Raw genomic sequence first — 11,432 nt, 5'->3', positions numbered from 1 at the left:
ATGAAAGCCATAGCTAACGACATGGGTATTTATGCATCAGACGAAGAGTTATGGTCTGATACTCAGCATGTCCGACGTATGCTATCTTCTCCGGAATCAATAGGGTCAGACTCGATTGATTTTAAAAGAGGGCCAGTTTAAGCCCATACGTTGTGATTAAAAGGGCTTTATCATGGCGTAATTACTTTGTTGTGTTGTAATGGGTGAACCCAGCACGCTTTCGTTCGTGGTAACAACGCTAAGCTTTTGGTTTCCTAGTCGCGTATTATGATCTAACTCACATCACTAGGGTACGGGGTATAAGCTTGAACAGCCCAAAGATAACGTATTACTAATAAGTAAACTCAATATCACTTCGTGATGAAATGCTAGGTATTACGACGGTATTTTGTATTTAGCTGCTTCTGTATTACAAAAGCTGTGGTCGTTATAGGCTTGATGTGTTTGGCGAGATATTTTAAGCGTTTGTTTACGTGTTTTAATGCTAGAATTGAAAAACAACGAATAAAGTTGGCGCTATATTTAAACGTTATTATTTGGCATAACTGTAGATGAAAAAAGTTGTTACATCGTTACTGATATTTTGTTTGATGGCTGCTCCGGCCGTGTCGATATCGGGTGCGTGTTCTAACATGGATAATGTTGATAATATTTCAACGGCCTTTAAGCATGCAAATAGCGGTGCGACTCATCAGCAACACCAGCAAGCATCTGTGGTTAAGGAGACTCATATGGGTTGTGAATGCCCTGATAATATAAATTGTGTCGGTCATGCATCTGCCTATGTGGCGACAAACAATGTAGTGCCTAAATCGTTGGGCTTGTCTTCCATTTTTATAACCTATAGCGCCATCGAAAGGCCTAATGAATCACTCTCGCCTGAAATAAAACCTCCCAGACCCTCTGCTTAAGACAGGGGGTTAATGCGCCTGTAGTTTAAGCAAAAAGCAACGCAGTAGAAGAACTACGCGTCTAGTTTTAGTTGTTTATCTTACCGGTTAAGAACCCTCAATACCCTTTGTTGATAACACAAAGTCAACGTTTGAAGAGATGAGGATAATATGGATTTATTGAGAAGGTGGGCACAATTAACTATATTGATAGCAATATTTAGCAACGCCCAAGCTGAAAATTCTGATGCGCTATCATTACAAACAGCGCTTGATCTAGCATTACGAAATAACCCGAGCCTAGCGGAAATAAGGGCACGGTCTGAGGCGATGGCTTATATTCCATCTCAAGTGGCAACATTACCTGATCCGGTGATCAGTTTTAATGCGCTGAACTTACCAACGGATAGTTTTGACGTAGGCCAAGAAAACATGACTCAGTTACAGGCTGGGTTCTCCCAACAGATTCCTTTTCCTGGTAAGTTGGCATTACGTGAACAGACGGCGACACATGAAGCACAAGCGGCTGCTCATACGGTTGTAGAAGCGCGTTGGTTATTATTGCGTGATGTGAAACAAGCGTGGTGGAGTCTGTTGTACCTTGATCATGCATTAAAAATAATGGCTGCTAATCAACGTTTATTACAGCAGTTTGTGGATATTGCTCAATCTAAATATCAAGTGGGTCAAGGGTTGCAGCAAGACGTGTTGTTAGCACAGCTAGAATTGTCTAAATTGCTAGACAATACACTTAGCTTACAAGCCGCGCGTGATTCAGTTAGGGCACGTTTAAATAGCTTAATTGATCGTTCCTCAGACCAGCCGATAGTGTTGACAGTTATGCCTGATGAGCATTTGCCGACTCTAAAAAAAGAAGCTGAACTATTCGCGTTTGCTAATGGACATCGCGCCTTACTAGCAGTAAAGCGTGAATCTGTTAAGGCCGCTAAATCACAACGAGACTTAGCAGAAAAGGATTTTTACCCCGATTTTAATGTTGGTGCTTTTTATAGTGTGCGCGACGATATGCCCAATGGGCAAGAGCGTGCTGACTTGCTTAGTGTGCGGCTTAGTATGAATGTGCCAATTTTTACGGATCATAAACAGCAAAAAGCGGTTGATCAAAGGAACAAGGAAGTGCTGCAACAAAAGTTTTCCTTGCGTGATGCAACGAATCGAGTACATAGCGAAATATCCACGGCCTATAGTCAATATCAAAAGAGTAGGCAACAAGTACTGTTATTTAAAACGGGCATTATTCCTCAAGCCAGACAAACGGTTGCATCCATGCTGGCGGGTTATCAGGTGGACAAGGTGGACTTTTTAAATTTAGTGCGAAGTCAGATTACGCTTTACAACTATGAAACCCAATACTGGAAAGCTTTAACAGAAGCCCAACAAGTGTTGGCACAATTAATTGCCGTTGTCGGCAAGGAAGAGATTTATGAGTAACAAGATATTATGGATAGCTGCGCCTGCAATGCTGGCATTGGGGCTGGGTTTAGGGTTTTGGTTTGCAAGTACGCCACAGACAAGTGCCCCGAGCACAATACCACCGAAAAAAAGTGATATTTTATTCTATCGTCACCCGATGAACCCGGAGATTACTTCACCTGTCCCTGCAAAAGGTGAAATGGGAATGGACTATACACCGGTGTATGCAGGCGATGAGCAAATGGATAAAGCACCGGTAGGCACGGTTAAAATTGATGGGGTTACAACGCAAAATATTGGGGTAAGAACGACTAAGGCTAAAGAAGAGGCAATGTCGCATATTGTTAGGGCTGTTGGCCGAGTGGATTATGACGAGCAGAACATGGTTAGGCTGCACCCTAAAATTGAGGGCTGGGTTGAAGACATGTACGTTGATAAAACCGGACAATGGGTTAAAAAGGATACTCAATTACTTAATATTTATTCGCCACAATTAGTTGCTAGCCAAGAAGAGTATTTATTGGCACTTAAAAATAATAAAGCCTTGGAAGAAAGCCCGATAGACACAATTCGTAAAGGCGCTGAACAGCTACTTAAAAGTTCACGTGAGCGACTTAAACTCTTCGACTTTCCGGCTCATCAACTGTTGGAATTAGATAAAACTGGTCGGGTGAAAAAAAATATTCATATTCATAGCCCAGCAGAAGGGATTGTGATGAAAATAGGTGCGCGTAACGGTCAATTTGTCACCCCTCAAACAGAAATTTATATGATTGCAGACTTAAGGACGGTCTGGGTGTATGCGAATATTTATGAATATGAATTGCCGTGGATTAATGAAGGTGATCTTGTGGAAATGCAATTAGTGGGTATTCCAGGGCGCATTTTTAAAGGTCATTTAGCCTACATTTACCCATATGCAGAATCAGAAACAAGTACGATTGGTGTTTGATAACCCTGAGTTATTACTAAAGCCGAATATGTTTGCTGACTTAACTATCCATGCAAACCCCCAGTCCAACGAAGTGGTAATTCCGTCTGAAGCCGTGATTCGATCGGGTTCACGCAACCAGGTATTTGTGGTGCGTGATAAAGGAAAGTTTGAACCTAGATTAGTAACCTTAGGGTTAGAATCTAATGGCAAAATTGCTGTGTTAGAGGGGCTAAAAGCGGGCGAAGAGGTAGTTACGTCGGCTCAGTTTTTGATAGATTCTGAATCGAAATTACGTGAGGCCACGGCAAAAATGCTTGAGTCTATGTCGAGCGATAAACAAACAAGCAGCTCAAAAATGCAGATGCCGCAGGAGATAACGCATGATTAATGCAATTATCAACGGCTCGATTAAAAACCGATTCATGGTGTTAGTGGCCACGCTGATTGTTGCTGTGGCAGGCATTTGGAGTTATCAAAATACCTATTTGGACGCGATCCCCGACTTGTCCGATGTGCAAGTAATTATTTTTACCAAATACCCCGGTCAAGCGCCACAAGTGGTTGAAGATCAGGTGACTTATCCATTAACCACAGCAATGTTATCTGTTCCTCGGTCTAAAACAGTTCGTGGCTATTCCTTTTTTGGTTTTTCATTTGTCTATATTATTTTTGAAGATGGCACCGATATGTATTGGGCGCGTTCACGAGTGCTTGAATCGCTGAATTTTGTTAACAGTAAACTGCCTAATGGTGTAACGCCGACACTGGGCCCAGATGCGACCGGGGTGGGCTGGGTGTATGAATATGCCTTGGTGGATAAAAGCGGACAACATGATTTATCCCAATTGAGATCGATTCAAGACTGGTATTTACGCTACCCGTTACAAACGGTTGATGGTGTGTCTGAAGTTGCTTCGGTGGGTGGCTATGTTAAACAATATCAGGTTGAAGTTGATCCGAATGCATTGCAAGCCTATGGCATCTCGTTAAATAAAGTTAAACAAGCCATTAAACGCTCTAATAATGATGTGGGTGGGCGTTTAATTGAGCGTGCAGAAACGGAATATATGGTTCGTGGTTTAGGCTACATTCGATCGTTAGATGACCTGAATAGTATTCCTGTTGCTGTTGATAGTAATGGTACACCGATACGTTTAAAAGATATTGCTAATGTGCAAACAGGGCCTGAACTTAGGCGAGGCGTGGTTGAGTTAAACGGAGAGGGTGAAGTAGTCGGTGGTGTGGTTATTATGCGCTATGGTGAAAATGCATTATCAACCATTGAAGGGGTCAGAAAAAAATTAGACGAGCTAAAAAAAGGGCTCCCTGAAGGGGTCGAAATTGTGCCTGTATATGACCGTGGTCACCTTATCGAACGTGCAGTAGCAAGCCTTAATGAGGCTCTACTGCAAGAATTGGCGGTTGTTAGTTTAGTGGTTATTTTATTCTTACTACATGTGCGCTCTGCCTTGGTCGCTATTATTACCCTGCCGATGGGAATTCTTATGGCGTTTATCGTGATGAAATGGCAAGGCTTAAACGCTAATATTATGTCCTTAGGTGGTATTGCCATTACCATTGGTACGATGGTTGATGGTGCCATTGTGATGGTGGAAAACGCACATAAGCACCTAGCGCAAGCAACTAAAGAAAAAGGCGCTAAGCTAAGTGATAATGAACGCTGGACGACGATTGCAGCGGCTTCGCGTGATGTAGGGCCTGCGCTGTTCTTCTCCCTGCTTATTATTACCGTATCTTTTTTACCCATTTTCACCATGCAAGCGCAAGAAGGCCGTATGTTTAGCCCGTTAGCCTTTACCGCCTCTTACGCGATGGCAGCTGCCGCTATATTGGCAGTGACATTGGTGCCCGTAATGATGGGGTATTTCATCCGCGGTAAAGTAATATCAGAAAAGGAAAACCCTATTAACCGTGTGATGCACACCATGCATACACCAGCACTGAGATTAGCCATGCGGTGGCGAAAGGTAACGGTTTTATTAGCCTTGTGTTTAATCTTATTGACTGTATACCCATTTTCAAAATTAGGCAGTGAGTTTATGCCGCCATTAGATGAGGGGGACCTTTTATATATGCCGATTACCTTTCCGGGCATATCTATTACCAAGGCTAAAGAGGTGCTTCAGCAAACGGATAAAATCTTAAAAACATTTCCAGAGGTGCACCACGTATTTGGCAAGGTAGGACGGGCCGAAACGGCAACCGATTCTGCGCCGCTCTCAATGATAGAAACAACTATTCGTTTAAAACCTAAAGAAGATTGGCCGGACCCGAATAAAACAACTCAGCAGTTAACTGCCGAAATGGACCGGGCAATCCAGTTTCCGGGGCTAACAAACGCCTGGACAATGCCGATTAAAACACGACTTGATATGTTATCGACGGGGATTAAAACACCGGTTGGAATAAAAGTCTCTGGTCCTGATTTAAATAAACTTCAGGTCTTATCTGGGCAGATTGAGCGTGCAATGAAAACGTTACCAGAAACTATTTCAGCGTTTGGTGATCGAGCTGTTGGAGGCTATTATTTAGACGTTGATATCAATCGAGCGACGGCTTCCCGTTATGGTTTAACGACCGGTGATGTGCAAGATGTCATACAAACTGCTATTGGTGGTATGAATGTTACTGAAACGGTAGAAGGCTTAGAGCGGTATCCCGTTAATGTGCGTTACCCAAGGGAGTTGCGTGATGATGTGGAAAATTTGAAACGAGTTCTGATTTCAACACCAACAGGCAGCCAAATTCCTTTAGTGCAGATAGCCGATTTAACGTATAGACGAGGCCCGCCGGTTATAAAAAGTGAAAACTCACGTCCCAATGCATGGGTCTATGTAGATATCAGCAGTTCTGATATTGGGGGTTTTGTTGATAAGGCCAAAAAAGTGTTGGCTGCGCAAGTAGACATACCTGCAGGTTATACGATTGTTTGGTCAGGGCAATTTGAATATATGGAACGAGCAGCGAAGCGATTGCAACTTGTTGTGCCAGCCACGTTAATGATTATTTTTATCCTGTTGTATCTAAACTTTCGTAATCTTTTAGAGCCGATTATTGTAATGCTTGCTTTGCCGTTTGCCGTTATCGGCGGTATTTGGATGTTGTATTTTAATGACTATAACTTATCGGTAGCGGTGTATGCGGGGTTTATCGCGTTAGCGGGTATGGCGGCTGAAATAGGCGTGTTAGTGTTAAGTTTTATTGATATGGAAATAGCTACACGGCGTACAAAAAGCACACAACCGCTAACACGAGGTGAACTTATACAAGCGTGTCAGCAGGCCACCTCAAAGCGTGTTCGCCCTGTAGTGATGACTGCGGTATCAACCATGGCGGGATTAATTCCTATTATGCTTAGCAGCGGTACTGGTTCGGACGTTACCCATCGTATTGCCGCCCCAATGTTAGGCGGTATGTTAACGGTCTTAATTTTGAATTTATTGGTATTGCCAGTGATTTATAGTTTTTTATTGCAGTACCAAGAGCAGAAGACGTGACATGCTGTTCAGTTTTAGTATTTAGGCATTAGGTGTCGGGGCATTTAGTTAAAATGTTCTATAAAGCAAGAATAATGTTATGTTACAGATCTATTAAGGTTTTTTATTAAAAAAGCGGTAGGGATAATCATGGCAAGCGAGTTTTTAGAATGAAACAAAGAAACGTCACTACATGAGCAATGGAAGCACTTAAACTATTACAAACAGCTTTGCATGGAATGCTCAACCCAGGTCTTGAGCTGCTTCCTCAGTTGTCGGTATCAATTATTCTTCTTGTTATTGCCTACTTTTTTGTAAAGCTATTTAAAATAATTGCTAGGCGTATTTTGAAGCAAAGCAAAATGCATAAAAGTTTTATAGAGGTGAGCCAGTCGTTGATGAAGTGGTGAGCTTAATAAAAGTGCGCTTGATGACGCTAATATTGAAATTCCATTCTCATATAGGACGTTGTCTTTGAGTGAAGAGTTAAACGTTGTTACGACGAATTCGGACTAGGCATTTTATACATACAAGCTACGGAGAGCTTAAAATGATAGGCTGCGGTTTAAACGCGGTGTTAATAAAAAATTCATCATACTTAAGGCACACTCCTTTCAATAAATAAACAAGGTTACTTATTAATGAATCATCATATGGCAGAATTATTAGCCTCGATCCTTATTGTTGGCATTGCATTACAGTGGATTGGTTGGCGTTTAAAAATCCCTGCGTTGATTCTACTTATTGCGGCTGGTTTTATTATGGGCCCAGTAACCGGCTGGCTTAACCCCAGTGAGGATTTTGGTGAGTTATTACAACCGATGATCGCGTTGAGTGTTGCGGTTATTTTATTTGAAGGTGGCTTAAGCCTACGCTGGCATGAATTAAAGCAGAATAGTCGTGTTATTTATCGTCTTATAACGTGGAGTGTTTTACTAACCTTTGCATTTGGTAGCTTGTCAGTTCACTATTTAATCGGTGTCTCTTGGCCTGTCTCGTTAATATTTGGCGCTATTATTATAGTCACTGGGCCGACGGTAATAATGCCTTTGCTGAAACAAGCTAATCTTAAAAAAGGCCCGTCATCTTTATTGCGTTGGGAAGGTATAGTGAATGACCCGATTGGCGCATTATTGGTGGTGCTGATTTATGGTTATTATGTACGAACCGAAAATGAAACGCTTGCACTGGGTGTTTTTATTGGGTTGGCCATTAGCCTTGTTGTCTCACTGGTTTTGAGTGTTAGCTTAGGGTTGTTTATTGCCCGTTCTTTTCGCAAAGGTCTTGTTCCTGAGTATCTGAAATCTCCATTAATATTGGTTGCGGTATTACTGGTATATACGTTGGCCAATAAAGTACAAAGTGAAGCGGGCTTATTAGCCACGACTATCTTGGGGATTACGCTGGCTAACCAAAACCTAAAGACTTTACATGAGCTAAAACGTTTTAAAGAATATGTCACCATTTTATTGGTTTCATCTACTTTTATTGTACTGACTGCGGATATTGACCCCGAAATAATAAAGCATCTGCAGTGGCAAAGTTGGTTAGTGTTAGCGCTGGTAATTTTCATTTTCCGGCCGCTTGCTGTTTATCTTTCAACTATAGGTACTGACATTAGTAAACAAGAAAGGGCGTTACTTGCTTGGATTGCTCCTCGTGGCATTGTTGCAGCGTCAGTTGCAGGTTTGTTTGGCTCAGAGTTAAGCAAAATAGGCTATGCGGATGCAGAGTTATTACTTCCCATGGTTTTTGCTTTGATTATTATGACGGTGCTCTTACATGGGTTGACTATTGGTTGGCTGGCTCGCAAGTTAAATTTAGCATCTATTCACCCAGACGGAATTATGATTGTCGGAGCCGCCGATTGGAGTACACGTTTAGCAGTTGAGTTACAAAAAAATGACATTCCAGTAATGCTAATAGACACGCAATGGGCGCAGCTAGAATCGGCTAGGATGCAAAACATTCCCATTCATTATGGTGAGGTTTTATCCGAAAGAACAGAAGAGGTTCTAGAGCTTGCGCACTTTACCAAATTAGTTGCTGTAACACCCAATGAAGCCTACAACACGTTAATCTGTTCGCTTTTTGCGCCAGAACTTGGGAAACGAAATGTGTACGAACTGCGCTGGTCTAATGTTGATAAATTAAGCGATGAAAGTGTTAATAAGCCCAGTGAGGCGATCGGTGGGGATCGTTTGTTTATCGATGGGGTGGATGATGAGTATTTTAAAAAGACGTATGCTGAGGGGTGGACATTTAAAAGTACGCCACTAACGGAGGAATACACACTAGACGATTATTTAAACAGTAACCCAGAATCTACAAAATTAATTTGTTTAATCACGAAGCCGGGCTTTGTCAATTTTTATCCGTGGGATCAAAATATAGAACCAGAAGATATAGCTATTTTAATGAGTTATGTTCCACCACAAACCGATACTAAAAAGATAAACAGTGGCGAGAGATGAAAACACGAATTATTCATTTTTTTGAGGTTTTAAGTTCGAACTTTTGGGTGATCCCTTTACTCTTGCTAATAAGCGGAGCGGGGCTGGCTTTTCTTAACGTTTATTTAGATAAAACACTGTATGCCAGGCATATCGAATTGCCTGAGTTATATCTATACTTTAACAGTGCTTCAAATATTAGAACCTTATTGAGTGTTTCCGCTACGTCTATACTCGGTGTTGCAGGTGTGTCTTTTTCAATAACGATTGCCTCGTTGACACTTGCCTCACAACAATTTGGGCCGAGGTTACTAAGAAATTTCATGTCAGATAGGTTTAACCAATTAGTTCTTGGTTGTTTTATAGGCACCTTTCTTTATTGTATTTTGATGTTGCAATTTACGGGCTCTATGGAGCTTGATAAAACAACGCCATTTTTCTCCATGATGGGCTTGTTAACGATCCTCATTTTCAATTTATTGTTATTAGTATTTTTTATTCATCACATTGCTGTTGCTATACAAGCTGAGACCGTTATTACTGAAGTTAATAACGAATTAGTGACACAGATGAATTGCACATTTCCAAATAAGGCTGATAAAAATAGCCAGTCGATTCAATTCGATATACCTGATGATTTAACTAAAAAGTTTGAACAAAAAGGTGAGGATATATATTCAACGACCTCGGGTTATTTACAAGCAATTGATACTGACAACTTAGTCAAATGCGCGACAGATAATGATTATGTTATTAAATTCATCATCAAACCTGGTGATTTTATTCTGACAAATAGCGTTATTGCCCATTGTTTAGCAAGCGAGCAGATTGAAGAGATAGAAAAAGACATCAATACTCATTTGTTAATCGGTAGTGAAGGAACGCCTGAGCAAGACCCAGAATTTGCTGTTCGGCAATTAGTAGAGGTTGCGGTAAGGGCTTTATCGCCAGGTATTAATGACCCTTTTACAGCTATTAGCTGTATTAAAAAATTGGGTGAAAATATTGCTTTTTTAATGCAGCGCCAATTCCCAACACAATATCATTTAGACGATAGTGGGCAGTTAAGGTTAGAGTTAAAGCCATTTACATTTAGAGGGATTGTCGATACATCATTCGACCAAATTCGTCAGCATGGTAAAAATGACATTGCGGTTGTAATCTGTTTATTACAAATGTTGAATAAGTTAATTCTACAATCTCAAACCAAAGAGCATATGGAGGTGTTGAAGGTTCAAGCTGAAGCCATCTCCTCAGTTAATACCGATGATGTTATTGCTCTAAAAGATAAGGAAGATATTAAAGAGTTATACGATGTGATTAATGTGTCGTTGAATACAAAAGAATCTACACTGCTAACTTAACCTTATTACACTATATTTCCTGCCCTTTATGCGTTTGGAAACCAGCTGGTGTCAATTTCAAAAAAACGATCGATAAAATTCAAGTCCTTCTTGAGCTTGTCCGGATCTAAGATAGTTATTTTTTTTCGATGGTTAAGGATTTTATTTTCTTGTTTTAATTGCGCAAAAGCATTGCTGACACTGACATTTGTTAAGCCTAATGCGTCTGCAATAACATCTTGAGTTAACGGCATATCGAAGGTTGTAAATACCGTGTTATTGGTATGGATTTTTTGTCTTGAGTATAGCTCAAGCATGTAGTTTGCCACGCGGTTGACGGCGTTGTTCCTGGCTATCATGGTTATTCTGTCTAGTAAAATAGCTTCTTCTAACATGCCTAAGCTAAAAATGAGTGCGGTTAACCTTGGGGACTGGATAAAGACCTTATCAAGGTGCTTTTTTTGAAAAGGGCACAAGGTAACGTCTGTGGCAGTTGCAATGTCACCGAGTGTTTCGCACATGGCAATATCAGTAAGCCCGATAATATCACCAGGGTAATGAACACGTAATACCTGTCGCCTGCCGTCCTGTAAATCAGCATAACGGTAGAGCCAACCACTCTTTAAAATAAAAAGATTGTTTTTTTGCTCATACAAATTAAGTGTTGTACGAGTTTTATATTCAATTTCCTCTTTTTCAAGTTCTAAGATTAACTTTTCATCGTTCTTAGTGATGTTGCTGTAATAACGCAATCGAGAAACTAAACAACTCATAAGGGCCTGGTTTTATTGATTGAGGTGTGGCTGTCTGTTTTTATACCATTAAGTTTTTAAAAATTCGACATTTCTTAGAACGAGAAAAACAATATTGCTGTTAATAGT

At 40.8% G+C, this 11,432-nt stretch carries 9 protein-coding genes; 8 read left to right on the top strand and 1 reads right to left on the bottom strand.

Translation table 11 applies throughout. From position 1 onward, the window contains the following. Positions 1-551 precede the first annotated feature (551 nt). The 8 genes from KUG63_RS09560 to KUG63_RS09525 all read left to right on the top strand — a co-directional run bounded on the left by KUG63_RS09560 (position 552) and on the right by KUG63_RS09525 (position 10,572). Positions 552-911 carry a hypothetical protein gene (locus KUG63_RS09560; RefSeq protein ID WP_258954313.1) on the top strand — a complete coding sequence of 120 codons (360 nt, stop codon included), beginning with the start codon at positions 552-554 and terminating at the stop codon, positions 909-911. 150 nt (positions 912-1,061) lie between these two features. Further along, the gene (locus KUG63_RS09555) at positions 1,062-2,342 is read left to right on the top strand and encodes a TolC family protein (protein WP_015005716.1); all 1,281 of its coding nucleotides are present in this window, start codon (positions 1,062-1,064) and stop codon (positions 2,340-2,342) included. Further along, a complete protein-coding gene (locus tag KUG63_RS09550) occupies positions 2,335-3,276 on the top strand; it encodes an efflux RND transporter periplasmic adaptor subunit (protein WP_258954314.1) in 942 nt (313 codons plus the stop codon). The genes KUG63_RS09555 and KUG63_RS09550 overlap by 8 nt, the downstream gene beginning before the upstream one ends. Then, positions 3,242-3,646 (top strand): efflux RND transporter periplasmic adaptor subunit, encoded by a 405-nt coding sequence (locus tag KUG63_RS09545; RefSeq protein WP_258954315.1) that lies wholly within the window; start codon positions 3,242-3,244, stop codon positions 3,644-3,646. The genes KUG63_RS09550 and KUG63_RS09545 overlap by 35 nt, the downstream gene beginning before the upstream one ends. Next, on the top strand, positions 3,639-6,776 hold the full coding sequence (locus tag KUG63_RS09540; RefSeq protein WP_287554997.1) for an efflux RND transporter permease subunit: 3,138 nt from the start codon (positions 3,639-3,641) through the stop codon (positions 6,774-6,776). Before KUG63_RS09545 ends, KUG63_RS09540 begins: the two co-directional genes overlap by 8 nt. Before the next feature lie 179 nt (positions 6,777-6,955). Further along, a complete protein-coding gene (locus tag KUG63_RS09535) occupies positions 6,956-7,165 on the top strand; it encodes a mechanosensitive ion channel family protein (RefSeq protein ID WP_287554996.1) in 210 nt (69 codons plus the stop codon). A 231-nt stretch (positions 7,166-7,396) separates the two neighbouring features. Continuing rightward, positions 7,397-9,229, top strand: coding sequence for a cation:proton antiporter (locus tag KUG63_RS09530; protein ID WP_287554995.1), 1,833 nt, complete (start codon positions 7,397-7,399; stop codon positions 9,227-9,229). Beyond that, positions 9,226-10,572 carry a DUF2254 domain-containing protein gene (locus tag KUG63_RS09525; protein ID WP_287554993.1) on the top strand — a complete coding sequence of 449 codons (1,347 nt, stop codon included), beginning with the start codon at positions 9,226-9,228 and terminating at the stop codon, positions 10,570-10,572. The genes KUG63_RS09530 and KUG63_RS09525 overlap by 4 nt, the downstream gene beginning before the upstream one ends. Before the next feature lie 26 nt (positions 10,573-10,598). Here KUG63_RS09525 and KUG63_RS09520 read toward each other — a convergent pair whose 3' ends face one another. Next, entirely contained in the window at positions 10,599-11,324 is a 726-nt protein-coding gene (locus KUG63_RS09520) for a Crp/Fnr family transcriptional regulator (protein ID WP_287554991.1), read from the bottom strand. Positions 11,325-11,432 lie beyond the last annotated feature (108 nt).

Source organism: Cycloclasticus sp., assembly GCF_019090545.1.
In the GTDB taxonomy this organism is placed as follows: Bacteria; Pseudomonadota; Gammaproteobacteria; order Methylococcales; family Cycloclasticaceae; genus Cycloclasticus; species Cycloclasticus pugetii.
This window is presented reverse-complemented; position numbering and strand designations above follow the sequence as displayed.